At 71.7% G+C, this 25,089-nt stretch carries 27 protein-coding genes; 13 read left to right on the forward strand and 14 right to left on the reverse strand.

Annotated features, from left to right (window positions below; all coding sequences use genetic code 11):
- Positions 1–44 precede the first annotated feature (44 nt).
- Complete coding sequence (locus tag IW245_RS15560) at positions 45–1,037, reverse strand: ArsR/SmtB family transcription factor (RefSeq protein ID WP_307788889.1); 993 nt, start codon at positions 1,035–1,037, stop codon at positions 45–47.
- A gap of 63 nt (positions 1,038–1,100) precedes the next feature.
- Here IW245_RS15560 and IW245_RS15565 point away from each other — a divergent pair, with 63 nt between their 5' ends.
- Positions 1,101–1,988, forward strand: a complete 888-nt coding sequence (locus tag IW245_RS15565) for an aldo/keto reductase (protein ID WP_197003896.1) — start codon at positions 1,101–1,103, stop codon at positions 1,986–1,988.
- A gap of 33 nt (positions 1,989–2,021) precedes the next feature.
- Here the strand turns inward: IW245_RS15565 and IW245_RS15570 are convergent, their stop codons facing one another.
- The 3 genes from IW245_RS15570 to IW245_RS15580 form a co-directional block, all read right to left on the reverse strand.
- Positions 2,022–2,564 (reverse strand): DUF1697 domain-containing protein, encoded by a 543-nt coding sequence (locus IW245_RS15570; protein WP_197003897.1) that lies wholly within the window; start codon positions 2,562–2,564, stop codon positions 2,022–2,024.
- Positions 2,565–2,596: 32 nt separating this feature from the next.
- Positions 2,597–3,835: an MFS transporter gene (locus tag IW245_RS15575; RefSeq protein ID WP_197003898.1), complete on the reverse strand. Its 1,239-nt coding sequence runs from the start codon at positions 3,833–3,835 to the stop codon at positions 2,597–2,599.
- Between the two features lie 152 nt (positions 3,836–3,987).
- The gene (locus IW245_RS15580) at positions 3,988–4,308 is read right to left on the reverse strand and encodes a rhodanese-like domain-containing protein (RefSeq protein ID WP_197003899.1); all 321 of its coding nucleotides are present in this window, start codon (positions 4,306–4,308) and stop codon (positions 3,988–3,990) included.
- 36 nt (positions 4,309–4,344) lie between these two features.
- On the opposite strand from IW245_RS15580, the gene IW245_RS15585 reads away from it, so the two are divergent.
- Together IW245_RS15585 and IW245_RS15590 are read left to right on the forward strand one after the other, a co-directional pair.
- A complete protein-coding gene (locus IW245_RS15585; protein WP_197003900.1) occupies positions 4,345–4,971 on the forward strand; it encodes a TetR/AcrR family transcriptional regulator in 627 nt (208 codons plus the stop codon).
- 7 nt (positions 4,972–4,978) lie between these two features.
- A complete protein-coding gene (locus tag IW245_RS15590; RefSeq protein WP_197003901.1) occupies positions 4,979–5,839 on the forward strand; it encodes a DUF4436 family protein in 861 nt (286 codons plus the stop codon).
- A gap of 6 nt (positions 5,840–5,845) precedes the next feature.
- Here the strand turns inward: IW245_RS15590 and IW245_RS15595 are convergent, their stop codons facing one another.
- A complete protein-coding gene (locus IW245_RS15595; RefSeq protein WP_233473111.1) occupies positions 5,846–6,874 on the reverse strand; it encodes a LacI family DNA-binding transcriptional regulator in 1,029 nt (342 codons plus the stop codon).
- Positions 6,875–7,026: 152 nt separating this feature from the next.
- Between IW245_RS15595 and IW245_RS15600 the strand changes: the two genes are divergently transcribed.
- Genes IW245_RS15600 through IW245_RS15620 form a run of 5 tightly spaced genes read left to right on the forward strand, consistent with a single transcriptional unit; the run spans position 7,027 to position 12,762 of the window.
- Positions 7,027–7,956: a carbohydrate ABC transporter permease gene (locus tag IW245_RS15600; protein ID WP_197003902.1), complete on the forward strand. Its 930-nt coding sequence runs from the start codon at positions 7,027–7,029 to the stop codon at positions 7,954–7,956.
- A gap of 1 nt (position 7,957) precedes the next feature.
- A complete protein-coding gene (locus IW245_RS15605) occupies positions 7,958–8,818 on the forward strand; it encodes a carbohydrate ABC transporter permease (protein ID WP_197003903.1) in 861 nt (286 codons plus the stop codon).
- 29 nt (positions 8,819–8,847) lie between these two features.
- On the forward strand, positions 8,848–10,203 hold the full coding sequence (locus IW245_RS15610) for an ABC transporter substrate-binding protein (RefSeq protein WP_197003904.1): 1,356 nt from the start codon (positions 8,848–8,850) through the stop codon (positions 10,201–10,203).
- 55 nt (positions 10,204–10,258) lie between these two features.
- The gene (locus IW245_RS15615; RefSeq protein WP_197003905.1) at positions 10,259–12,337 is read left to right on the forward strand and encodes a beta-galactosidase; all 2,079 of its coding nucleotides are present in this window, start codon (positions 10,259–10,261) and stop codon (positions 12,335–12,337) included.
- Positions 12,338–12,390: 53 nt separating this feature from the next.
- Positions 12,391–12,762 (forward strand): hypothetical protein, encoded by a 372-nt coding sequence (locus IW245_RS15620; RefSeq protein ID WP_197003906.1) that lies wholly within the window; start codon positions 12,391–12,393, stop codon positions 12,760–12,762.
- A 51-nt stretch (positions 12,763–12,813) separates the two neighbouring features.
- Here IW245_RS15620 and IW245_RS15625 read toward each other — a convergent pair whose 3' ends face one another.
- From IW245_RS15625 to IW245_RS15635, 3 genes are all read right to left on the reverse strand, one after another.
- Positions 12,814–13,110, reverse strand: coding sequence for an HU family DNA-binding protein (locus IW245_RS15625; RefSeq protein WP_197003907.1), 297 nt, complete (start codon positions 13,108–13,110; stop codon positions 12,814–12,816).
- A gap of 127 nt (positions 13,111–13,237) precedes the next feature.
- Entirely contained in the window at positions 13,238–13,660 is a 423-nt protein-coding gene (locus IW245_RS15630) for an MmcQ/YjbR family DNA-binding protein (RefSeq protein ID WP_197003908.1), read from the reverse strand.
- Positions 13,661–13,669: 9 nt separating this feature from the next.
- Positions 13,670–14,011: a CU044_2847 family protein gene (locus IW245_RS15635; protein ID WP_197003909.1), complete on the reverse strand. Its 342-nt coding sequence runs from the start codon at positions 14,009–14,011 to the stop codon at positions 13,670–13,672.
- Positions 14,012–14,158: 147 nt separating this feature from the next.
- Here IW245_RS15635 and IW245_RS15640 point away from each other — a divergent pair, with 147 nt between their 5' ends.
- From IW245_RS15640 to IW245_RS15655, 4 genes are all read left to right on the forward strand, one after another.
- Positions 14,159–15,016: an alpha/beta hydrolase gene (locus IW245_RS15640; RefSeq protein ID WP_197003910.1), complete on the forward strand. Its 858-nt coding sequence runs from the start codon at positions 14,159–14,161 to the stop codon at positions 15,014–15,016.
- A 59-nt stretch (positions 15,017–15,075) separates the two neighbouring features.
- Positions 15,076–15,657 carry a winged helix-turn-helix domain-containing protein gene (locus IW245_RS15645; RefSeq protein ID WP_197003911.1) on the forward strand — a complete coding sequence of 194 codons (582 nt, stop codon included), beginning with the start codon at positions 15,076–15,078 and terminating at the stop codon, positions 15,655–15,657.
- Complete coding sequence (locus IW245_RS15650) at positions 15,657–16,886, forward strand: MFS transporter (protein WP_197003912.1); 1,230 nt, start codon at positions 15,657–15,659, stop codon at positions 16,884–16,886. Before IW245_RS15645 ends, IW245_RS15650 begins: the two co-directional genes overlap by 1 nt.
- A 114-nt stretch (positions 16,887–17,000) precedes the next feature.
- A complete protein-coding gene (locus IW245_RS15655) occupies positions 17,001–17,738 on the forward strand; it encodes a hypothetical protein (protein ID WP_197003913.1) in 738 nt (245 codons plus the stop codon).
- Positions 17,739–17,885: 147 nt separating this feature from the next.
- On the opposite strand, the gene trxA is transcribed toward IW245_RS15655, so the two are convergent.
- The 6 genes from trxA to IW245_RS15685 all read right to left on the reverse strand — a co-directional run bounded on the left by trxA (position 17,886) and on the right by IW245_RS15685 (position 21,965).
- On the reverse strand, positions 17,886–18,221 hold the full coding sequence (gene trxA, locus IW245_RS15660) for a thioredoxin (RefSeq protein WP_231398815.1): 336 nt from the start codon (positions 18,219–18,221) through the stop codon (positions 17,886–17,888).
- Positions 18,200–18,583 (reverse strand): MerR family transcriptional regulator, encoded by a 384-nt coding sequence (locus tag IW245_RS15665; RefSeq protein WP_197003914.1) that lies wholly within the window; start codon positions 18,581–18,583, stop codon positions 18,200–18,202. Before IW245_RS15665 ends, trxA begins: the two co-directional genes overlap by 22 nt.
- 168 nt (positions 18,584–18,751) lie before the next feature.
- Entirely contained in the window at positions 18,752–19,165 is a 414-nt protein-coding gene (locus tag IW245_RS15670; RefSeq protein WP_197003915.1) for an ester cyclase, read from the reverse strand.
- Between the two features lie 81 nt (positions 19,166–19,246).
- Entirely contained in the window at positions 19,247–19,807 is a 561-nt protein-coding gene (locus IW245_RS15675) for a hypothetical protein (protein ID WP_197003916.1), read from the reverse strand.
- Positions 19,804–20,415 carry an EboA domain-containing protein gene (locus IW245_RS15680; protein WP_197003917.1) on the reverse strand — a complete coding sequence of 204 codons (612 nt, stop codon included), beginning with the start codon at positions 20,413–20,415 and terminating at the stop codon, positions 19,804–19,806. The genes IW245_RS15675 and IW245_RS15680 overlap by 4 nt, the downstream gene beginning before the upstream one ends.
- Before the next feature lie 95 nt (positions 20,416–20,510).
- Complete coding sequence (locus IW245_RS15685) at positions 20,511–21,965, reverse strand: discoidin domain-containing protein (protein ID WP_197003918.1); 1,455 nt, start codon at positions 21,963–21,965, stop codon at positions 20,511–20,513.
- 358 nt (positions 21,966–22,323) lie between these two features.
- On the opposite strand from IW245_RS15685, the gene IW245_RS15690 reads away from it, so the two are divergent.
- Positions 22,324–25,071, forward strand: coding sequence for a TIM-barrel domain-containing protein (locus IW245_RS15690; protein ID WP_197003919.1), 2,748 nt, complete (start codon positions 22,324–22,326; stop codon positions 25,069–25,071).
- The last annotated feature ends 18 nt before the right edge of the window (positions 25,072–25,089 follow it).

The raw sequence follows: 25,089 nt of genomic DNA on the forward strand, positions 1-25,089 counted from the left end.
TCGCGGACCGGGGCGCGGGATCCGGCGGCCACCTGCGGCCCCGCTCACAGGGCGGCGGCCAGCAGGGACTCGGCGACGGCCGTACGGGCGTAGAGCACCGAGCGGCCGGCCCGGTGCGCGCTGACCAAGCCGGCGTCGCGCAACGCCGTCAGGTGCTGGGACACCCCGGACGGGGAGATCCCAGTGCGCCGGGCCAGCTCCGTGGTGGAGGCCGGGGCGTCCAGTTCGGTCAGCAGCAGGGTCCGGGACCGGCCGAGGACCGCGGCGACCGCGTCGGTCCGCGGCAGGGGACGCGACTCCCACAGCGTGCCGGTGCCGCGCGCCGGGTACGCCAACTGCGGCGGCTCCGGGGGCCGGACCCGGGTGTGCACGCCCGGTCCGGCGAACGCCGAGGGCAGCAGGAGGAGCCCGGCCCCGGCCGTCGGGCGGTAGAGGGTGCGCTGGCGGCGTACCAGTCGAAGGGCGTTGTCGTCCCAGCTCAGGGACGGGTGCAGGTCGTTGAAGAGGCGGGCCGCGCCGTGCTCGGCGAGCTGTCGGGCCCGGTGGAAGACGTCGGCGTCGAGCAGGGCCCGGATCCGCGCCCAGTAGGGGGCGAGCGCCAGCTCCCAGTAGGTCGCGATCTCCTCGGCCACCCGGACCAGGCGGGCCGGCGGCTCGGCGTACAGGGTCCGCAGCCGGGGGCCCCGGCCGCCCTGGTGGTACTCGAGATGGTCCAGGTCCCGGCGCACCTGGTCCGCCGGGGTGGCCCGGATCGCGGCCAGCTCCTCGGCGAGCGTGGGGGCGGGGCCCACGGGGGCCGGATTGAGGAAGTCCGGCCGGTACGGCCCCGGCGGGATCAGCTCGGCGAGCACGCCCCGGTCCAGCCCCGCGGCCACCACCCGTCGCCGGACCTGCCCGATCCACGGCTGGTGCACGGGATGCGGGCCGGCGGCGCCCAGCAGCCGGAAACTGGTCAGGACCTCCCACATCGGCGAGACGGTGAACCGGGTCTGCGCCAGGTCACTCGCCGAGAACGCGAACTCCGCCAGAACGACCACCCCATGGATTCAGGCACACCTTAATCAATGGTGGCCAGGCTACCCCGCGCGGATCATTCCGGCATGACCACAGAGACGAACACAGCCACGGCCGCAGGTACCTGGAAGCTCGGCGACCTGGTGGTCAACCGGATCGGGTTCGGCGCCATGCGCCTGACGCAGAACGGCCCGGCGTTCCAGCCCGGCGTCGCCCCGAGCGACCGCCGCCGGGCGATCGGCGTCCTGCGCCGCGCCGTCGACCTCGGCGTGAACCACATCGACACCGCGGCGTTCTATTTCTCCCCGCTGCGCTCCGCCAACGAGCTGATCAACCAGGCGCTGGCCCCGTACCCGGACGACCTGGTCATCACCACCAAGGTCGGTCCGGGCCGGGACCCGTCGGGCGCGTGGCTGCCACACGCCACCCCCGCCCAACTGCGCGGCCAGGTCGAGGAGAACCTCCGCCAACTCGGCCGCGACCACCTCGACGTGGTGAACCTGCGCATCGTGGGCACCGACCCGATCGCCGAACGCTTCGGCGCACTCGCAGAGCTGCGCAACGCCGGGCTCATCCGGCACCTGGGCCTGTCCAACGTCCAGCCGCACCACCTCGCCGAGGCGCGGGCGATCGCGCCGGTGGTGTGCGTGCAGAACAGGTACGGCATCGGGGAGGACGACACCTTCCTGCGGTCGTGCGGGGAACTCGGGGTGGCGTTCGTGCCGTTCTACGCGATCGCCGGGGCCGGCCGCGAACGGGGCGCGACCGGTGCCGACAGCGCGGAGGTGCTGGCCGTCGCGCGGGCGCACGGGGCGAGCGCCGCGCAGGTCCGGCTGGCGTGGACGCTGCACCAGGGGGCGCACGTGCTGGCCATTCCGGGGACCGGTGATCCGGAGCATCTGGTCGCCAATGTGGCGGCCGGGGTGCTGCGGCTGTCCGCGGCGGATCTGTCGGTTCTGGACTCCGCAGTCTGAAACCAACCACGATAGCCGGAGAATCCGGGGCGGTCAGGCGTCGGCGAGTGCCAGGAGTTTCGTCACGGTGGACCAGTTGCGGGTCGTGCAGTCCGTCCCCCGGAGGCGCTTCTGCCAGAAGTCCGGCCCTAGCCGGGTCTCCAGGATCCCGGTGGGAAGCCAGATGTAGAGCTCCCGGCCGACCGCCCGGACCTCGTCGGGCGCGTAGGACTCCGGGTCGAGGCCGTCGAGGCGCGCCGGGTCGAACTCCTCGTTGAGGAACCCCACCAGGAACTGCTTCGGCAGCGTCGGCCCCGCCGGAAGCGGGTTCCCGGCGATCACCGCCGAGAGCTCCTGACGGGTACGGATGTGCACGGCGATCGTCAGCCCCAGCTCCTCGGTGATCCGGCCGGCCAGTTCCAGCCCCACTGCGGCCGGGTCGGCGTTGTCGCTGGTGAACACCGCGTTGCCACTCTGCAGCAGGGTCGCGACGTCGGTGTGGCCGAGTCCGGTCAGCAGGTCACGGAGCCGGGCCATCGGGATCTTGTTGTGGCCGCTGACGTTGATGCCGCGCAACAGGGCGACGTACCTGATCATGCGGCGCAGCGTAGCTCAGGCACGGGGGCTGCTCAGGTCGCGGGCCGGGATGCGGGGTCGGCCTGTTGGCGGCGGAAGGCCGGAATCGCGAGTCCGACCAGCACCGCGCCGAGGACCGTGGCCAGTCCGCCGCCGACGGCGCTGATCGCCGGCGTGGTCAGTGAACCGACGGCCCCGGCCCGGAAGTTGCCGAGCTGTGGGCAGCCGACGCCCACGACGTACTCGGCGGCGCTGACCCTGCCCCGGTACCGGTCGGGGGTCGCCGCCTGCACGACGGCCGTGCGGAACACGACGGAGATGACGTCGGCCGTGCCGGCGAGCACCAGCAGCGCCAGGGCCAGCCACAGGCTCCTGGACAGGCCGAATCCGGCGAGGCCGACGCCCCACACGGCACCGGCGACGAGGATGGCCCGGCCCTGGCGGGTGACGTGCGAGACCGGTCCGGACAGCGCGGAGCCGAGGACGCCGCCGACGGCCGGGGCCGCGGTGAGCAGGCCGAGGGTGACGGCGCGGCCGCCGAAGTGCTCGGCGTTGATGGCCGGGAACAGAGCGAACGGCATGCCGAGGACCGTGGCGCTCATGTCGGCGAGGAACGCGCCGGCGATCACCCGGTGGCCCCGGATGAACCGCAGGCCCTCGCCGACGGCGCGCAGTCCCGGGCGGGCCGCACCGCCCTCGGGGGGCATCGGCGGGAGGCGGAAGACGCCGTAGAGGGCCGCGGCGAAGCTGAGCGCGTCGATCAGGTAGCAGGCCCGCAGTCCCCAGCCGGCGGCGACGGCTCCGGCGAGCACCGGGCCGACGGTGACGGCGCCGTGCATGGTGAGCATGCCGAGCGCGGCCCCGGCGGGCAGGCTCGACGGCGCCAGCAGCCGGGGCACGAACGTGCGGCGGGCCGGCATGTTGACGGAGTTGAGCATCGACTGGACGGCGACCAGGAGGTAGAGCGGCCACAGTTGGCGCAGGTCCGCGAAGGCCTGGACGGCGAACAGGGCCGACACCGCTGCGAGGGCGCCGCTGGCGGCAAGGACCAGTCTGCGCCGGTCGACGGCGTCGATCAGCGGGCCGCCGAGCAGGCCGACGACGATGGCGGGTACGGCCATGGCCAGCCCCACCGCCCCGACGGCCGCCGAGGACCGGGTCAGCGTGTACACCTGCAGGGCGACGGCGAAGGTGGTCATCTGCCCGCCGACGGCCGACAGGGCCGAGCCGGCCCACAGCCTGCGGAAGGCCGGCGACTCGCGCAGGGGTCGGGTGTCCAGGAGGATTCTCATGACGGTGGCTCCCCGGGGTGGGGCGGACCCACGGCGGGGCCGACGGTCGCTGGCGGAGGAAGACTCCACGCCTGCACGTCGTGGTCAGTCCCGGCCGGCGAAACGGCCAGGGTCGCGATGCTAGCCGATCGTCGACCCCGGCCGGAACACCTTTACTCCAGCGGCAGGCCGGCCTCGGCCCAGTCCTCGATCCCCTCCTTGTACTTGCGCACGTTGGTGTAGCCGAGCGCCGTCAGCCGGTCGGCGACCTGGCCGCTGTTCGGGCAGGACGGGTTCGAGCAGTAGGTGACGATCGCGGCGTCGCGGTCGGGCAGCAGCGCGGCGTGCCGGGCGTCGACCTCTCCGGGCGCGAGGGGCAGCGCGCCGGGCAGGTGGCGCTGCGCGTGGTAGGTCGCACCGAGGGCGTCGAGCACGGTCACGGTGCCGGCCGCGACGGCGGCGGCGAGTTCGTCGCGGGTGATCAGGGTGGTCACGGTGAAACCTCCGAGGATATGGACTACAGTCCGGTTATGGCCTCCGACGTTAACGGACCGCAGTCCGGTTATCAAGAGCTGCACCAGTTGCGCACGTCACCCCCCACGGAGCGCGCCGACGCCGCCCGCAACCGGGCCACGGTGCTCGACGCCGCCGCCCGGTTGTTCGCCGAACACGGCGCCGACCAGGTCTCGATGGACGCGATCGCCGCCGCCGCCGGGGTCGGCAAGGGCACGCTGTTCCGCCGGTTCGGCGACCGCGCCGGCCTGGCCGCGGCGCTGCTCGACGCGCGGGAACGCGACCTGCAGGAGGGCGTCCTCAGCGGACCGCCGCCCCTCGGACCCGGCGCGCCGGCCGCCGACCGGCTCACGGCGTTCGTCGCCGGCTACCTGGACTACCTGCTCGCGCACCTCGACCTGGTCCGGATGTCGGAGACGGCGGCACCGGGGGCCCGGTACCGGATCGGGGCCTACCGGTTCTGGCACCGGCACGTCGCGCTGCTGCTCGCCGACGCCGCCGAGGACCCCGACTACGCCGCGCACGCCCTGCTGGCCGGCCTCGCCGCCGAGCACGTCACGGCGGTCCTGCCGGCACTCGGCCCGCAACGGCTCCGGGCCGGCGTGCTCCAATCAGCCAGAGACATCTACAAAGGCCGCATATAGTGACTTCGTGAAGCCTTGGGTCCGGTGGGGCGTCGTCCTGCTCGTCGCCGGGATCGCCGGCACCGCCGGGACCTGGCTGTACGCGCACGAACGCGCCGCCCGCGACCGCACCTACACCATCGGGTCGTCCACCGCCCCCGACCGGTTGCGGATCGTGGCGTCGGTGCAGCGGATCGACGCCTCGGCCCACGACCTGGTGCTCCGGGTCCTGGTGGTGCCGCTGGGCCGGTACGCCGAGGCGGACAGTCCACTCACTCCGACCAGGGACCTGCTGATCGAGACCACCGCGCTGCGCCCCGGCTCGCTGGCGATCCCGGCCGGCGAACGCAGTTCGAGCACCGACCTGACCGTGGGGTTGGACGGGGACGCGATCACGGCGTACCCGTTCGACAAGTACCAGGTGACGATCGGGTTCTACGCGGAGGTGGCCGGGGAGCCGGTACCCGTCTCGGTCGAGATCTTCAGCAACGACCCGTTGTTCCGCTCGCGCCTGGCCCAGCACGTGGACGACTCCACGGTGGAGATCTCCTTCTCCCGCACCTCCGGCTCCCTGATCATGGGCTGGTTCATGATCGGCGGCATGTGGGCACTCGCGCTCGCCGTCCTCGCCGGGGCGTGGGTCATCGTCCGCCAGCGGCGGGGCCTGGTGTGGCCGGCGCTGGGCTGGATGGCGGCGACGTTCTTCGCCCTCGCGGCGTTCCGCAACACCGCTCCGGGGCTGCCGCCGATCGGGTCGGTCCTCGACTACGCGGCGTTCCTGTGGGCGGAGGCGGTGATCGCGATCAGCCTTGCGGTCACGGCCGCCGCCGGCCTGCGGGTGGAACGGGCCCCGGCCACCGGGCCCGCCACGCCCGCCGCCGGGAGCTGAGCGCGCCTAGCCCGGCGGTGCCGTGCTCTGCCGGACCACCAGCGACGTGGGCACGATCCGCGTGCGCAGCTGGCCGGTGTCGTGCCGGATCTCGTGCAGCAGGCCCTCGACGCACAACCGGCCGACCTCGTCGAAGCTCTGGTGCACCGTGGTCAGCGGCGGCCAGAACGAGTCGGAGTCCTCCATGTCGTCGAACCCGACCACGCTGACGTCGCCCGGAATGGACCTGCCGGCCTCGTGCAGCGCCCGCATCGCGCCGAGGGCCATCTGGTCGTTGGCCGCGAAGATCGCTGTCACGTCCGGGTCCCGGGCGAGCTCGCGTCCGTGCAGGTAGCCGGAGTGGTTCGTCCAGTCCCCGACGAGGACCCGGGGTGGCTGGACACCGGCAGAGCGCAGCGTGTCCCGCCACGCCTCCTCGCGGGCCGTGGCCGAGAACGACGTGCCGGGGCCGGCGATGTGCCAGACGGTGCGGTGGCCGAGCCCGAGGAGGTGTTCTGTGGCCTGTCGGGCACCGCCGGCCTGGTCGCTGTCCACGACGCAGTACTGCGACGCGCCGCCGGAGTCGGCGACCACGATCGGCAGGCCGGGCGGCAGGGACAGCGCGCCGCCCTCGATCAGTCGGGCCTCGACGATCACGATGATGCCGTCCACGGCCTGCTTGTGCAGTCGTTCGACGGCGTCGGCCACCTCGCCGCCGCTGACCGACCGGGCGGTGAGCAGGGTGACCGAGTAACCCTGCTTCTCGGCGGCGGCCACGGTCGCGGCGATGGTGCGGGAGTTGCCGTAGCTGGCCATGGTGAAGGTGACGACGCCGAGGGTGCCGAACCGGCCGGTGGCCAGGGCCCGGGCGGCGGTGTTGGGCTGGTAACCGACCTGGGCCATGGCGGCCAGCACCCGCTGGCGGGTGGCCTCCTGGACGGTGTCCTGCCCGTTGGCGACCCGGGACACGGTGATCGGGGCGACGCCGGCGACCCGGGCCACGTCGATCATCGAGGGCCGGTTCCGGGGCTTCCGGCCGGGCGGTACGTCGCTCACCTGCGGACAACTCCTGGGGCTCGGGGTGGGACCTCTGGTCACAAAGGGTAGCGGAAGTCCACCGCACCCTTGCGCGCCTCGATCCCATGGTGCAAAGTGCGTGAACAGAAATGGTTGCGCAACCATTGCGTAACGTCCGGAGGGAGTTCCAGATGGTGGTGCCGCCAACCCGGGCCCCGGGGCCGGTCGCCGTCCCCCGCGCGGCCCGGTCCCGCCGGCGCGGGAGGTGGATCGGCTGGCTGTTCGTCGCGCCGTTCCTGCTGGTCTTCGCGGTCACGGTGCTCGCCCCGATCGGGTACGCCGGCTACCTGAGCGCCTACCAGGACCTGATGGTCGGCGGGGAGCGGTTCGTCGGGCTGGACAACCTGCTCGGCGCGGTGCGTGACGCCCGGCTGCACGAGGCTGTCGGCCGGGTCTGCCTGATCCTCGCCGTGCAGGTGCCGGTGATGACCGGCCTGGCGGCGGTGTTCGCCCTCGCCATCGACAGCGGCCGGCTGGGCGCCGCCCGGCTGTTCCGGATCGGCCTGTTCCTGCCGTACGCGGTCCCCGGCGTGATCGCCACCCTGCTGTGGGGCTTCCTGTACGGCGACCAGTTCGGCCTCGTGCACAGCGTCAACGACACCTTCGGCTGGCACGTGCCGAACCCGCTGTCGGGCACCTGGGCCCTTCCTGCGATCGGCAACATCGTCACCTGGGAGTACGTCGGCTACAACATGCTGATCTTCTACTCGGCCCTGCGGGTGATCCCGGCCGAACTCTACGAGGCCGCCGCCCTCGACGGGGCCGGCCCGTGGCGGGTCGCCTGGTCGATCAAGCTCCCGGCGCTGCGCCCCGCGCTGGTCATCGCGACCCTGTTCTCGATCATCGGCAGCTTCCAGCTGTTCAACGAGCCGGCGATCCTCAAGTCCCTCGCGCCGAACGTGATCAGCACCTACTACACGCCCAACATGTACGCCTACAACCTGTCCTTCGCCGGCCAGGAGTACAACTACTCGGCCGCGATCGCGCTGGTCGTCGGGGTGGCCACCGCCGTGTGCGCGTGGACGTTCCAGGCGGTCGCCGCGCGTAGGAAGGACGCCTGAGATGGCCGCCACCCCGCACCGGATCCGCGCATCGCGGGCCCTGACCGCCGTGATGACCCTCGCGCTGGTCTACGCGTTCCTCCCCCTGGTCTGGCTGCTGGTCAGCGCCACGAAGACCCAGTCGTCGCTGTTGACGTCGTTCGGCCTGTGGTTCGACGGCCCGTTCGCGCTCTGGGACAACGTCGGCGAGACGCTGACGTACCACGACGGGGTGTTCGTCCGCTGGCTGCTCAACACCCTGCTCTACGTGGTGGCCGGCGCGGGCGGCGCCACGGCGCTGGCGACCCTGGCCGGCTACGGGCTGTCGAAGTTCGCCTTCCCCGGCCGGCGGGGCGTGATCTCCGTCGTGCTGGCCGCCGTCGCCGTGCCGTCGACCGCGCTGGCCGTGCCCACCTTCCTGCTGTTCAGCAGGCTGGGGCTGACGAACACCCCGTGGGCGGTGATCCTGCCGACGATGGTCAGCCCGTTCGGCATGTACCTGATGTGGGTCTTCGCCAACGAGTCCGTGCCCGACTCGCTGCTGGAGGCGGCCCGGATCGACGGCGCGTCGGAGCTGCGCACGTTCCGCTCGGTCTCCCTGCGGCTGCTGTCGCCGGGCATCGTGACCGTGCTGCTGTTCAACATCGTCGCCACCTGGAACAACTACTTCCTGCCGCTCGTGATGCTCAGCGACCCGGAGTGGTTCCCCCTCACGGTCGGGCTCAACCAGTGGAACGCGCAGGCCAGCACCGTCGCGGCGCAGCCCATCTTCCACCTGGTCGTCACCGGCTCGCTACTCACCATCGTCCCGCTCGCGGTCTGCTTCCTGGCCTTGCAGCGGTACTGGAGGTCCGGTCTCGCCGCCGGCAGCGTCAAACAGTGAAACCCCCCTCGAAACAGAAAGGCACGCAGATGCCCCTCCCCCCACGCGTCGTCGCCGGTGTGCTCGCCGCGGCCACGGCCCTCGCCCTGACGGCGTGCTCATCGGGTACCGGCACCCCGTCACCGGTGAAACCGGTCGCCGCCGGTGAGTTCTCCCCCGGCGTCGCCGAGGCGCTGCGCAGGACGTCGACCATCACGGTGTGGTCGTGGACCCCGCAGATCGCCGACATCGCCAAGGCGTTCATGGCGAAGTACCCGCAGGTGACCGTGAACGTGGTCAACGCCGGCACCGGCAACGACGAGTACACGAAGCTGCAGAACGTCATCGCCGCCGGCAGCGGTGCCCCCGACCTCGCCCAGGTCGAGTACTTCGCGCTGCCGCAGTTCGCGCTGAAGAAGTCCCTCGTCGACCTGTCCGGCAACGGCGTCGCCGGGTTCGCCGACCGGTTCAGCAAGTCCGTCTGGGGCTCGGTGTCGATCGGCGGCGGGATCTACGGCATCCCACAGGACTCGGGCCCGATGGCGATGTACTACCGCGCCGACCTGTTCGACAAGTACGGCATCGCGGTGCCGAAGACGTGGGACGAGTACGTCGCCGCCGCGCGGAAGCTCAAGGCCGCGGACCCGAACCTGTACATCACCTCCGACGGCGGGGACGCCGGGTTCACCACCTCGATGATCTGGCAGGCCGGCGGGCACCCGTACACCGTCGAGGGCACGAAGGTGGGGATCACCTTCGCCGAGCCCGGTACCCGGAAATGGTTGGGGGTGTGGAACCAGCTGACCGCCGACAAGCTCGTGGACACCCACACGCCCGGCTGGTCGGACCCGTGGTTCAAGAACCTCAACGCCGGCGCCTACGCCACGATGCTGTCCGGCGCGTGGTGGCCGGGGATCCTGGAGTCCTCCGTGCAGTCCGGTGCCGGCAAGTGGCGGGCGGCGCCGATGCCGCAGTACACGGTGGGTGCGACCGCCACGGCCGAGAACGGCGGCTCGTCGTTCGCGCTGCCCAAGGGCGGGTCCAACCCGCTCGTCGCCCTCGGGTTCGCCGAGTGGATGAACACCAACGCCGACGGCATCGCGATCTGGACCAGGGGCGGGGCGTTCCCGTCCACCACGGCCCAGCTCACCGACCCGGCCTTCGTCAACGCGGAAATCCCCTACTTCGGCGGCCAGAAGGTCAACCAGGTCCTGGCCGAGGCCAGCCGCGACGTGGTGCCCGGCTGGAACTACCTGCCCTTCCAGGTGTACGCCAACAGCGTGTTCGGCGACACCGTCGGCAAGTCCTACGCCGCGAACGCCGACCTGGCCCCGGGGCTGGCCGCCTGGCAGCAGCAGTGCGCGGCGTACGGCACCAAGCAGGGCTTCACCGTCACCGCCGGTTAGGCGACCGTGGGGACGGCTCCCGGGCCGTCCCCCTCACACCTGGGAGTACACCCGCATGGCACACCGTTGGCTCCGCTGGCCACACCCGCACAACCCGATCGCGTACGGAGCCGACTACAACCCCGAGCAGTGGTCCCCGCGGACCTGGCGCGAGGACGTGGCCCTGATGCGCGAGGCGTCGGTCAACATCGTCAACCTGGGGATCTTCTCCTGGGCCGAGGTGCGACCCGCCCCGGACGAGTGGCGCTGGGACTGGCTCGACGAGATCCTCGACCTGCTGCACGACAACGGCATCGCCGTCGACCTGGGCACCGGCACAGCGTCCCCGCCGCCGTGGCTGACCACGCTGCACCCGGAGATCCTGCCCGTGACCGCCGACGGGCGCACCCTGGGGCCGGGCGGCCGGCAGCACTGGCGGCCGACGTCCCCGGTGTTCCGCCGGTACGCCCTGGAACACGTCCGCGCCGTCGCCGACCGGTACGGCGCGCACCCCGGGCTCGCGATGTGGCACGTGTCCAACGAGCTGGGCTGCCACAACGCGCTCGACTACTCCGACGACGCGGCGGCGGCGTTCCGCACCTGGCTGCGCGCCCGCTACGACACCCTCGACGCGCTCAACACCGCCTGGGGCACGGCGTTCTGGTCGCAGCGCTACTCCGCCTGGGAGCAGATCCTGCCGCCCCGGCTGGCCGCCAGCTACCCCAACCCGGCCCAGCAGCTCGACTTCCACCGGTTCTCCTCCGACGCGCTGCGGGAGCACCTGCGCGCCGAGGCCGCCGTGCTGCGCGAGCTCACCCCCGACATCCCGGTGACCACCAACTTCATGGTCATGGGCGACACCCGGAACATGGACTACGCCGGTTGGCGGCACGACGTCGACCTGGTCTCCAACGACCACTACCTGACCGGCGCGCGCCCGGACGCCTTCGAGGAACTGTGCTTCTCGGCCAACCTGGTCCGGGGCCTGGCCGACTCCGCGCCGTGGTTCCTGATGGAGCAGTCCACCAGCGCCGTCAACTGGCAGCCCGTCAACCACGCCAAGGCCCCCGGCCAGCTCGCCCGCGACAGCCTCGCGCACCTCGCGCACGGCGCCGACGCGATCAGCTTCTTCCAGTGGCGGCAGTCAACCGCCGGCGCGGAGAAGTACCATTCGGCGATGCTGCCGCACGCCGGCACCCGGTCCAGGCTGTGGCGGGACGTCCGCGACCTCGGCGCCACGCTGCGGGAGCTGGGTGAGGTCGCCGGCAGCCGGGCCGCGCCGTCGTCGGTGGCGGTGCTGTTCGACTGGGAGTCGTGGTGGTCCAGCGAACTCGACTCCCACCCCAGCGAGCTGTTCCGGTACCGGGAACTCGCGCTGGACTGGTACAAGGCCTTCGAGGCGCTGGGCATCGCCACCGACGTCCAACCCGTCGACGCGGACCTGACCGGCTACCGGATGGTCGTCGCCCCGGGCCTGCACCTGGTGCCCGCCGACCTCGCAGCCCGGATCACGGCGCACGTCGACGGCGGCGGGCACTTCGTCACCACGTTCTTCTCCGGCATCGTCGACGAGAACGACCGCGTCCTGACCGGCGGCTACCCCGGTGCGTTCCGCGACCTGCTGGGCGTCCGGGTCGAGGAGTTCGCGCCGCTGGCGCCGGGTGCGGTCGCCGCGCTGGACCGGGCCGGGCACGGCACGCTGTGGACCGAACACATCGCCGTCGACCCCGGCGTGGACGTGCTCGTCCGGTTCGCCGACGGGGACCTGGCCGGCCTGCCCGCCGCGACCCGCCGCCCGGTCGGCACCGGAAGCGCGGCCTACGCCGGCACCCGGCTGGACCCGGTGGCCCTGCGCGCGCTGGTCGGCGACCTCTCCGGCCGGGCCGGACTCGGCCCGGACCTGGACCCGGCGGCCGCCCCTGCCGTGGTCCGGCGCGTCCGGCAGACGGACACCACGCGGTACGTGTTCCTCGTCAACCGCACCCGGGAGGCCCGCACGGTCACGGCCGAGCACGGCTACGACCTGCTGGGCCGACGCGAGGTCACCGGGTCGCTCGACCTCGCGCCGCTGGGCGTGGCCGTGCTGCGACAGCCACGTCCGATCGATCACGATGAGTGCAGCCTCGGTACAGAACTGATCCAGAAAACCTCATGAGTCCACTCATAGTCTCCTCAGGTTCCTGAAGGACACCTGAAAGGACAGTTGAGATGATTTCTCGGAAGTTCGCCCGCGCCGCCACCGTCGCGGCCTCCCTCGCCGTCGTGGGCCTCGGCAGCGTCCTGGCCGCCACCCCGGCCAGCGCCGGCGACGACGTGAGCTGCTTCACCGGCGGCGACTCCAGCTGCGTCAGCGGCACCCTGCCCGCCAACGGCAACCACACGGTCTGCTTCGGCGGCCAGAACACCGCCCTCGGCCACTGGGGCAACGTCGAGCTGTGGGACCTCGACACCGCCCAGCGGGTCGGCTACCAGGCCACCAGCGGCTGGCAGTGGCAGCAGAAGTGCGTCGGCGGCCTGTACGGCAGCCACTACTACGTGGTCGGGCACTCGAACTACCTGAACGCCGAGGCCTGGAACTAACAGCACGCACCGTCGGGCCGGCCCCTCGGGGTCGGCCCGACGGGCACCGCGCTAGCGCTTCGCCTTCGGGACCTTGCCCGAGGCGACCATCTCCTTGAACCCCGCGCCCGGCTTGAACGCCGGCACGTTGGTGGCCTTCACCTTGATCTCGGCCCCGGTCTGCGGATTGCGTCCCGTCCGGGCCGCGCGCTTGCGCTTCTCGAAGGAACCGAAGTTCGGCAGCGACACCCGCTCCCCCCGCGCGACCTGCACGGAGATCTCCGCCAGCACCGCGTCCAGGGCCTCGCTCGCCGCCGCCTTGCTTCCCAGGCGTGGGGCCATGGCCTCGATCAGCTCACCCTTGTTCAACCCTGCCTCCTCAGCCGTTCACGACACTGACGACATTGTGCGCACACCGGCAGGGGTCGAGTGCCCGAATCTGTAGAGATACGGCGGGAATTAGGGTGATCGAGGCGCGCCGCACAGCGCGGACGTGTCAGTGCGGCCGGTCAGCGTCCGGCCAGGGCTCGTCGTTCGCCGCCCGGAACTGCGCGGCCAGTCGCTTCGGCGCGCGCAGCAGCCACGCCTCCGTCAACAGCTCCCGCAGCTCCGGCTCGGCGATCCGGTCGAGCCGGACCAGGATCGCCGGGTACCCGTTGAAGTGCGGGGTCGTGAAGTAGACGTCCGGGTCCTCGGCGAGCAGCGCCTCCTTGGCCCCGACGTCGGACACCCGCGCCGCCAGGACCGGCCCGTCGGGGGCCGCCTCGCCCAGGGCCGCCAGGTCAGCGCGGCGCAGGGGGCGTTCCCACGCGAGGGGCTTGTCCCGCACCCGCCAGGCGAGCTGGCCGTCGGCGGAGGTCAGCTCCACCGTCTCGGGCAGCTCCCGCGCGAGGCGGCTCACGTCGTCCCAACTGGCCACGCCCTCACCCTAGCCGGCCGGTCGGAGAGTGTCGCTGTCGTCGCCGGTCAGCTTCCACCTCGCCCGGACGACCAGGTGTCCCTCGGCGGACGTGCGCGCCACGATGGCACCGGCCTCGGCGGTCAGGGTGACCCCGATCTCGACCTCCACCTCGTCGGGGCGCCGGGTCAGGCCGCGCACCATGGACAGCGTCGACTCGATAGCCGGACGGATCTGCGCGAGCGCGGCCTCCAGGCCCTTCTTCGACGGCCGGACGTGGTCGAGGAGACCGATCCGCTCCAGGCCCTCGCCGTCACGCTCTTCGATGAGGATGGTGCCGTGCTCCGACTCGTACCGTAGAAGATCGCCCATAGGGGCAACATAGGGCCACCGGTCGGCCGTGGCCACTGTCGGAAGCGCGACAACGTCCCACTATGGGCTGATCCGGCCCGGTCGCTCGTCTCCGCGACGCCGGACACCGGTAGGGTGAAAGCGCGCCACCGCCTGGGAGGTTGATCCATGGAGTCCGTAGAGATCCCCGTCGCCGGCGGCGCCCTGCACGCCCTGCGGTTCGGCGAGGGTCCGCGTGTGGTGCTCGCCGCGCACGGGCTCACGGCGTCGGCGATGTCGTACCTGGCGGTGGCCCGGCACCTGCCGCCCGACTGGAGCCTGGTGGCCCTGGACCTGCGCGGCCGGGGCGGCAGCTCGACGGTCGGCGGGCCGTACGGGATGACGGCGCACGCCGCCGACCTGGCCTCCGCCGCCGAGCACCTGGGCGCCCCGGTGGTGCTCGCCGGCCAGTCGATGGGCGCGTACGCGGCGCTGCGGGCCGCCAGGCTGCGGCCGGAGCTGTTCAGCAGGGTGGTGCTGATCGACGGCGGGTTGCCGTTGCCGGCTCCCGAGGGTATGGATCCCGACGACGTGCTGTGGCTGACCGTGGGACCGGCGATCGCCCGGCTGACGGAGACCTACGCCGACATCGACGCCTACGTGGACTTCTTCCGCGCGCACCCGGCCCTCGGCGGGGACTGGACCGAGGACATGGCCGCCTACGTGCGCTACGACGCGGTCGGCGGGCCGGGTGCCGTCCGGTCGCGGACGAGCGGGGACGCGGTGCGCGCCGACGGCAGGGACCTGATCGTCGACGCCGCGTCCTTCGGGGACGATCTGGAGCGCGTCACGGTGCCGACCCTGCTCCTGCACGCGCCGCGCGGCATGCTCGGCCAGGAGCCCGGCTTTCACCCGCAGCCGCTGGTGGACCACTGGGTCGGGCGGGCCCCGGCGTTGAGCGCCGAGCTGGTGCGCGACACCAACCACTACACGATCCTGATGGCGGACCGGGCCGCAGCGATGGTCGCCGCGCGGCTCACCTCGTAATCAACTCTTGATCGAAAGTACCCTTTCGAAAGGGGTCTTTCGATGAGAGGCTCTGGGGCATGTCCGAGCTTCCGCACCGGCAGGTCTCCGACCCTGCCGAGCTGAGGGCCTTCGCCCATCCACTGAGGATCCGCCTCATCGAGGAACTCCTCGCCGACGGCCCCGCCACGGCCTCCCAGCTCGCCGACCGGGTCGGCGAGAGCCCGGCCAACTGCTCCTGGCACCTGCGCCTGCTGCACCGCTACGGCTACGTCGAGGAGGCCGAGGGCGGCACCGGCCGGCAGCGCCCCTGGCAGATGGTGCTGACGTCGCGGAGCTGGTGCGGCGACCACGACGACCCCGAGCTGGCGATGGCCGGCGACGAGGCCACCCGGTTCCTCACCCGCCGCGAACTCGACGCCCTCGAGGCCTGGAACGCCCGCCGGCGCACCGAGCCGGCCGCGTGGCGCGACGCCGGCTTCACCAACCAGAGCCTGGCCTGGCTGACCCCCGAGGAGCTCGCCGACCTCGGCCGGCAGATCGGCGAACTGCTCGTCATGAACGCCGAACGGTTCCGCGACCGCTCGACCCGCCCCGAAGGCGCCCGACTCATCCGCCTCATGGCCTGGGGCGTCCCCGCCACCCCACCGATGGAGAAATGATGCGCGCCGTCCTCCGCCGTTCCGACTTCCGGCTGCTGTTCACCGGACTCGCCGCCAGCATGGTCGGCGACATGCTCCTCATGCTCGTGCTGTCGATATGGGTCCGGGAACTCACCGGCTCCAACGGCGCCGCCGGCGCGACCATCCTGTGCATGGTCCTGCCCAGCCTGTTCGCGCCCCTGCTCGGCTGGGGCGTCGACCGGTTCCGCCGCAAGCCGTTCCTGATCTGGGGCAACGTGCTCTCCGCCGTCACCCTGCTGCCGCTGCTCGCCGTCGAGGGCCGCGAACAGACCTGGATCGTGTACGCCGTCGCCGTCGCCTTCGGCCTCTCCGGCGTCGTCCTCGGCGGGGCGCTGTCCGCCCTGATCAAGGACATGCTCCCCGAGGACCTGCTCGCCGAGGCCAACGGCGCGCTGCAGACCGTCCGCGAGGGCCTGCGGCTCGGCGCGCCGATCGCCGGGGCCGCGATCTACGCCACGGCCGGCGGGGCACTCGTCGGGGTCATCGACGCCGTCAGCTTCCTGATCGCGGCCGGGGCGATCGCCCTGCTCAAGGTACGCGGCACGCCGGTCGAACCCTCCCAGCTCGACTGGTGGGGCGAGATGACCGCCGGGGTCCGGCACCTGTTCGGCGAGCCGGCGCTGCGGCGCACCGTGCTGGGCGTCGCCGGAGCGGCCCTGGCGTTCGGGTTGCTCGACGCCATGGTCTTCGCGCTCGTCGACCATGGACTGCACCGGTCGGCGCCGTTCATCAGCGTCCTGGTCACCGTGCAGGGCGTCGGCGCGCTGATCGGCGGCCTGTCCTCGGCGAAGGTGATCCACCGGATCGGCGAGGTCGCCGCTATCGGGCTCGGCATGGGCCTGCTCGGGGTGGCCCTCGCGGGGATGGCTGCCCCGGTCCGGCCGACCGTCCTGCTCCCGATCGCGCTGGTCGCGGCCGTCGTCGCCGGGGTCGGGCTGCCGATAGCGTTCGTGGCCGTGAACACGCTGATGCAGAAGCGGACCCCGGGTGAGTTGATGGGGCGGGCGAACACGGCGGCGAGCGCGCTGATCAGCACCCCTCAGGTGCTGGCGCTGGGGTTGGGGTCGATCCTGGCGGCGTTCGCCGACTACCGGATCGTGGTCGGGGGCGCCAGCGTCGTCGTGCTCCTCGTCGCCGGGTTCATGTGGCGGGCCCGGGGGCTGACCAGGGCTGTGCCGGCCGTGCCGCAGGAGAAGGCGCTGGTCTGAGCCGGCGTCGGGGTCGAGCTCGGGTCCGGCCTCCGGGCCGGCTTCCGGGCGCTGGCGGAAAGTGTCGGGGGTGCCCGGTACAGTCGCGCGGTCCCACTGAGGAATGGAGCGCACGTGTCCCGCCCCCTGCGTCTGCTGACGGCCACCGTCCTGTCCCTCGCCGTCGTGCTCGTCCCCACCGGCCCGGCGCTGGCCGGTCCCGTCCCGCTGGGCCCGAACACCCGGCTCGAGGTCGGTGACGGCACCACCGGAGCCACCTACGCCCTGTCCACCACGAGCAACTACTGGTCGGCGGTGTGGGTCCGCCCGACGACCAACCCCGGAAAGTCCGTCGACTACGACGTCACCCTGCTCGACGGCGCCGGGGCCGCGGTCGGCGGCAGCGCGCTCGGCGCCGACCTGGTCGACGTCGTGGCGATCGACTCGAACCTGCGCACGCCGGGGGCGTACCAGGCCCAGACCCGCTACTACGCAGGCACCGGCGGGTACCAGATCGGGTTCGCGCAGCCCAACGAGATCCTGCCGCCCATGACCCAGGCCCAGCCGGTGTACGAGATGGACTCTCCGCACTGGCCACTGGCGCTGCGGGACGTGTACCTCGCGGCCGGCGAGTGCCTGGCGGTCACCGTGTGGGGCGCCAGCAGCTACGGCGACGTCATGGTGCTGGCCAGCGACCCGGCCAACCCGGTGCGGTCCCGGGCCCAGGCGGCGGCCCGGGTCCCGATCCACACGACCACGGGCATCCAGACGCTGCGGTACACGGCGCCGAGGGGCGGCTGGTACGGCTTCGCGATCGTCGACGACAACGTCTTCTTCTACGGCACGCTGCGCTACCAGCGGGTGGCCTGCTGAGCGGGCGGGGCCGTCACCTGTCGGCTGCCGGCCCCGCCCGGTCCGGCTGAGCTTCCTCGGCTGAGTGCGGGTGTGCGGCGTGGGTTCCGCGGCCGGGCGGGGTCAGGCGCCGATGGTTTCCTCGGTCACGCGCCTTCGCTTGCTCGGTCAGGCGGCGTGCGCGCCGAGCTTGTCCCGCAGGTATCCCTTGGGTCGGGCGCCGACGAGGGACCCGACCACCTCGCCGCCCCGGAACACCAGCAGGGTCGGCAGGGACATGACCCCGTAGTCGCGGGTGGTGCGCGGGTTGTCGTCGGAGTTGAGGGCCACGAAGTCCAGCCGCCCGTCGAACTCCTCGGCCAGCTCGGCCAGGCTCACGGAGATCTTCCGGCACGGCGGGCACCACTCGGCCCAGAAGTCCACCACGACCGGCCGGTCTGCGGCCAGCACCGTGGCGGCGAACGTCTCGTCGGTGACCGTGACTAGCAGGTCTGTCGCGTGCAAGTGTCCTCCCGGTGGGTGATCGCATGGCTGAGCTGGGCGTGCAACCGCTCGCGGACCTCGCCCAGCCGGGCGGCGGCGGCGTCGACCTCGGCGAGCTTGCGCCGCAGCACGGCCACCGAGTCCGGGCAGACGTCCCCGGAGCTGTTGCCGGCCCGCAGGCAGTCGACGAACGGGCGGATGTCGTCGAGGGTCAGGCCCACGGCGAGCAGCGCCCGGATCTCGTGCACGACGCGCAACTCCGCCGCGTCGTAGGTGCGGTAGCCGTTCGACGAGCGCCGGGCGTGCAGGAGCCCCCGGGTCTCGTAGTACCGCAGCGCCCGGGTGCTCGTGCCGGCGCGTTCAGCCAACTCCCCGATCAGCACGTGCCCTCCCTGACGTCTCCGTGGAAGTCACGCTAGACCTTGTCGCCGGCGTCAAGGCAACCCTGCCGACGGGTACGCGGCGGGCGGGAGGCGAACAGGTGGAGCAGTCCGTGGGCGCGTCCCCGCGGAAGCGGACGCCGCCGGTCGGGGCGAGCGCGGCCCCGGGGGCTACGGGCCGGTCGGGATGAAGCCGAGCTGCTGCATCATGCCGAACTGGTCGACGACTCCCCAGTGTTCGACGATCTGCCCACCGCTCATCCGGGAGATGTGCATCTCCTCCCAGGAGGCCTTCTTGTTCACCGGCGGCATCCCCATGAACTCGCCGGTCATGGTGCCGGTGGCCGTGATGTGGATGACGTGCCTGTCGCCCTCGTTCACCTCGTTCGTGATGGCGCAGTCCAGGTCGGGGAACGCGGCCAGGTACGCGGTGAAGAACTGGCGCAGGCCCTCCCTGTCCTGCGAGTATCCCGGGATCATGACGTGCTCCACGTAGTCCGGGGCGAAGACCTGGTCGATCAGCTCGAAGCGGCCCTTGTTGAGGATCTCCTCGGGCACCAGCCGATGCGTGTCCGCGTCCGACATCTCGATCACCCCTCAGGTTCGTGCTCACACCGGTTCTGACGCTACACCCGATATCAGGTGATAAATCGGGAACTGTGGAAGCTAGCCGTAGACCCGGTGTGGCCGCGCCCGGCCGCGTCGGTCCCGGCGGATGTGCCGGACGTAGGCGCCGACGCAGCCGAGGATCACCAGCACCGGCACGCCCCAACTGAGCAGCCGCTCGATCCGGTTCCACACCGGCTCGTCGGGCTCCCGGGGCGGGAAGTCGGCGGGGAACCCGGTCGCGGTGCCGCCGACGTCGAGGACCGCCTGGCCACGGCCGAGCGCCGGGTCCGCAGACTCGGCGGTCGTCTCCCACCGGCCGGGCGGCAGCACGTCCAACGCCGCGTACACCCCGGTCTGCTCCGGCACGGCGACCATCCGCACCGGCCCGATCCGCTGCGCGCCCTCGCCGGCGGTGCGCACGGCGGTCAGCAGGACCACGACGGGTACGTCGACCCGGTGGCCGTCCTCGGTCCACACCCCGGCGGCCCGGACGTGGCCCGCGCCGTCACCGGCCACGGTGAACGCGATCGTCGAGCCGTGCGCCAGCGCCGGTCGCGGCCACAGTGCCGCGAGCACCACGACGAGGCCGACGACGACGAGGGCGGAGCGCCTGGTCACGTGGTGGTCCCAGCGGTCAGGCGGCGCAGCAGCGCCGCGGCGTCGGTGGACAGGTGCCGTCCGGCGGCGCGGCGGGCCGTGGCCATGTCGGTGAGCATCCGGGCCAGTTCGGCGTCGGCCCGCTCGTCGAGGTCGTGCACCACGCCGAGGGGCACGCCCATCCGCACGCACCGGACGACGGCCTGCCGCCAGGCCTCGTCGTCGAGGTGCGCCGAGTAGGGCCCGAGGGCCGCGGCGAGCAGCGCGGGGTCCTTCCCCGAGCAGGCGTCGCGGAGCAGGTGCACCGCCGTGCCGCCGAGGTCGAGCATCGCCAGGGCCCGCAGTACGGTGCGCCGCTCGAGCGCGTCACCGAAGCGGTAGAGCTTCTCGACCACGGCGGCCAGGGCCCGGCCGCGCATCGGCAGGACCGACAGCAGCAGCACCCGGGCCGCGACGTCCGCCGTCCAGCCCGGCGCCTGCGGGAGTGGCCGGTTGCCGCAGCGGCGGGCGGCCAACGAGTACAGGCCGGCGATGGTGGACGGTTCCACCGCGACGCGGTGGAGCGCCCCGATCAACCAGCTGCGGTCCGGCACGGCGACGAGCGCCGCCCGGAGTTGGTCGGGATTCATGGGATCCTCCTCAGGCTCTCGACGACGCTGACAGGCCGGGGCAAGCCCGGACGGGCGCGGTGACCGACCGGAACCGGTCACCGCGCCCTGGTCGGTCAGGTGCCGGCGACGGCGATCTCGGCGGCTGAGGTCCACGGGTTGTTGTTGACCTCGGACAGGGCGCGCAATTTCACGTAGCGGCCGGCTCTGGGCGCGAACGTGGCCGCCTCTTCGGTGGTGGTGTTGGTCCAGGTTCCGGTCGCCACCGGGGTGCCCCAGGTGACGCCGTCGGTGGACACGTACACCTCGTAGCGGGCGATCGTGCCGTTGCCGCCGCTCTGGCGGGGCAGGTAGTACAGGCTCGTCACCTGGTAGGTGGCGTGCAGGTCCAGCTGGATCTCGTGCGGGGGCGGCGGGTTGCCGGCCGACCAGGCGGTGTGCCAGATCGTGGCCGGGTCGCCGTCGACGACGTTGGCGGCGGCCCCGTTCTCATTCGCGGTCTCCTGGCTGTCGGCGGACCGCACCGTCAGTCCGGGGATCCGGCCGGGCGGGTTGGGGCCGCCACCGCCGGCGATCAGGAAGACGTTGTCCGCGACGTTGAAGTGGGTGGCCAGGTAGCTGCCGGCCGGCGGGTTGGTGTGGTAGTAGTCGTCGTGATTGCAGTCGAGCCGGTTCTCGTGCGCCCGGTCGGCGCACAGGATGCGCATCGGCGGGTAGTTGGGGCTGTCGGAATAGCACATGACGTCGTACTCGTCGGTGCAGTGCGCGCCGTGGCTGGTGTTGGGCGCGCTGTAGCTGACCGCGCCGAGGTTGTGGCCGAGTTCGTGGGCCATGACCTGCCCGTTCCAGCAGCCGCTGTCGGACCGGGCGAACATCGGGCCGAAGTTGCTCTGGTTGGCGGCGATCTTGCGGTCGTCGCCCCGGAACTCGCCGATCCCGCAGTACACCGTGGAGTCCGTGATCAGGGAGTACTTGCGGTCCACCCGGTTGTAGCCCAGGGCCTTCATGGCGTTGATGGTTCCGTCGAAGGAGCCGATCGCCGCCGCGCTGATCCCGACGTCGAGCACGGTCGGCACGCAGGCCGCGTCGTGCACGAACCGGATGTGCCGGGTGCCGCCGGTCTCCTTGGCGCTCTCGTTGTAGATGGTGTCCATGTCCTGCGACCACTGCACGAACGACGCCTTGTACTGGTTGTACCGGTCGGCGTTCGGGCCGTGCACGTAGATGACCTGCACCCGGTTGCCGGACTGGCCGTCACCGACGCACGGGGCGGCGGCGAGCGGCGCGGGTGCCGGGGCGGCCGGGGCTACCGGGGCCTTCGCGTTCAGCCCCGGCGGGGCGATGTCGGGGCCGTGGGTACAGGCGCCCGACAGCCGGAGCCGGTACAACCCGGCACACGCGGCGCTGCCGGGCACCAGGTCGCGGTAGACCATGCCGTGTGCCGGCTGGTCGGAGGGAACCCGCGGCGTGTCGTGCGCGGGGGTGGACGCGCCGGCGGACGCCGGCAGGCCGAGTCCGAGGGCCGCGACGGCCACGAGGACCGCGAGCCATCGGGGTGAGGGGTGGGGCATGACTTCCTCGTTTCGTCCGAGGGGAGGGCATGGCAGGTCAGACCGGCGACCGCGAGGGAACGGTCGCGGCCTCCGGGCCGCTCCGGACAGGCTTGGGACCGTCTGTTCGGGGTCTGACGGTCACCGATGTGGAGGACGGTGACGCTGCGTTGCTTTCTAGCCCTCCCCGGCACCCCGGTCAACCCAAACGATCAGTATCGATCATTCACACATCGCGACCAGGGGTGTGTACGGCCGGATTCGGACGATCGCGCAGCCGCGCGCAGGAATACGCATCGGCCCTGCTCGATGGATGCACGGTAGTGCGCGTTTCCCCGGTTTCATTGACAGTTATCGTCACGTCGGTTCTCAATGAGGTATGACCTCTCCCCCTCGCAGACTCCGACTGCTCCTCGGAGGACTCCTGATCGGCACGGCTCTGAGCGTGTGCCCGATCTCCCCGGCCAGCGCGGCGACCGCCGGGAACGTCACCGGATTGACCCAGGCGGGCAACGTCTACAACATCGCGACGAACAGCTCGGCGAAGGCGCGGGTGACGTTCGCACGCGCGGACATCTTCCGGATCGAGCTTGCCCCGACCGGGACGTACAGTGACCCCGCCGGCACGGACATCACGATCAAGACCAGTTTCGGGTACAGCGCTCCGGCGTTCACCGACGCCGGCACGTACTACCGGGTCACGACGAGTTCGGTGTCGTTGCGGATCAACAAGTCCCCGCTGACATTCGCCACGTACAAGGCCGACAACACGACGCTGCTGTGGTCGGAGTCGGCCCCGCTGAACTGGACCGGATCGCAGACCACCCAGTCGCTGACCCAGGGCCCCAGCGAGCAGTACTACGGCACCGGGCTGCGGCTCGGCGAGTGGGCGCTGCGCGGGAAGACGGTACCCGTCAAGATCGACAATGCGTGGAACGAGAACGACAACGCGTCCCCGGCGCCGTTCTACATGTCCACCAACGGCTACGGGGTGCTGCGCAACACCTGGGCACCGGGTTCCTACGCGTTCACCGGGCCCTCGGCGTTGACCCACGACGAGAACCGGTTCGACGCGTACTACTTCGCCGGCAACGGTCCCGGTGACCTCAAAGGCGTGCTGAACGCGTACACCGACGTCACCGGCAAGCCGTTCCTGGCCCCGATGTGGGGCCTGGAGGTCGGCAACGCCGACTGCTTCAACGCCTCCAACCCCACGTATCAGGGCGACCACAACCGGGTCGGCCACCAGGTGACCCCGGACGTCGTCGCGTACGCCACGGACGCCCGCAACAAGAACATGCCGTCGGGCTGGTTCCTCCCGAACGACGGCTACGGCTGCGGCTACACGAACCTCTCCACGGCCGCGAGTGGCCTGGCCGCCAAGGGATTCCACACCGGACTGTGGACGTCCACCGGATTGAACGGCATGCCGGGTGAGATCGCCGCCGGATCGCGCGCGGTGAAAACGGATGTCGCCTGGATCGGCGGCGGCTACAAGAGCGCGTTCACCGGGGTCAACCAGGCGGTCAACGGGATCGAATCGAACTCCGACGCCCGCCGGTTCGTCTGGACGGTCGACGGCTGGGCCGGTACGCAGCGCAACGCGGTGGTGTGGACCGGGGACACCGAAGGCAACTGGGACAACATGCGCTGGCACGTGCCCGCCATCGCCGGAGCAGGCCTGTCCGGACTCAACTACGCCTCCGGCGACATCGACGGCATCTTCCAGGGCTCGCCGGCCACCTACGCCCGCGACCTGCAATGGAAGGCCTTCACCCCGGCACTGATGACCATGTCCGGCTGGGGACCCACCAACCCGTCGACCGGCTACAACGACAAGCAGCCGTGGCGGTGGGCCGAGCCGACGCTGAGCATCAACCGCAAATACCTGCAACTCAAGATGCGGCTGATGCCCTACATGTACACGATGAGCGCCAACGCCACCACGACCGGCACCCCGGCCGTGCGGGCCATGGTCCTCGACTACCCCAACGACCCGGTCGCACGCGGCAACCAGACCTCCGGTGAGTTCCTGTCCGGCGACTCGTTCCTCGTCGCGCCAGTGGTGACGAACACGACCACCCGTGACGGCATCTACCTGCCCGCCGGCACCTGGACGGACTACTGGACCGGCCAGGTCTACCAGGGCCCCACCACCCTCAACGGCTACAACGCGCCCCTCGACACGCTGCCCCTGTTCGTCAAGGGCGGCGCGATCGTGCCGATGTGGCCGCAGATGAACTACACCGGCGAGAAGGCCGTCTCGACGTTGACCTACGACCTCTACCCGCGCGGCACCTCGAACTTCACCCTCTACGAGGACGACGGCATCACCCGCGCCTACAAGACCGGCGCGTCCGCCACCCAGGCCGTGACCATGACCGCCCCGACGTCCGGGACCGGCGACATCACCGTCGACGTCGGCGCTTCCGTCGGCACCTACACCGGCAAACCCACCAGCCGTGGCTACGAGTTCACCACCCACCTCGCCGGCGCACCGACCAGCGTCACCCTCGGCGGCACCACGCTGACCAAGCACGCCTCGAAGGCGGCCTACGACAGCGCGCCGACCGGCTGGTACTTCGACGGCAAGGTCCTGTGGACCAAGGCCGGCGCACAATCAGCAGGGTTCTCCGTCACCATGACCGGGGCCACCCTGCCCGGCTCCACCGTCCCACCCACCGGCTCGCAGCCCATCCCCAGGACCGGCTGGTCGGTGCTGTTGGCCGACAGCCAGGAAACCGCGTCGGCGAACAACGCGGCCACCAACGCCATCGACGGGAACTCCTCCACCATCTGGCACACCAAATGGACCGGCGGCACCCTCCCGCACGAGATCCAGATCGACCTGGGAGCGAGCTACAACGTCGACTCGTTGCAGGTCCTCCCCCGCCAGGACGGCGGAGCCAACGGCCGCATCGGCTCCTACGAGATCTACGTCTCCGACTCCCCGACCGGCTGGGGAACAGCGGTGGCCACGGGGACGTTCTCGGACACCGCCACCGAGAAGACGGTGACGTTCGCCGCGAAGAGCGGCCGCTACGTCCGGCTTCGAGCCCTCACCGAAGCCGGCAACCGGGGACCGTGGACCTCGGTGGCCGAACTGAACGCGACCTCAGCCGTCTGATCCTCTCCTACCCCTCAC

Source organism: Longispora fulva, from assembly GCF_015751905.1.
Lineage (GTDB): Bacteria > Actinomycetota > Actinomycetes > Mycobacteriales > Micromonosporaceae > Longispora > Longispora fulva.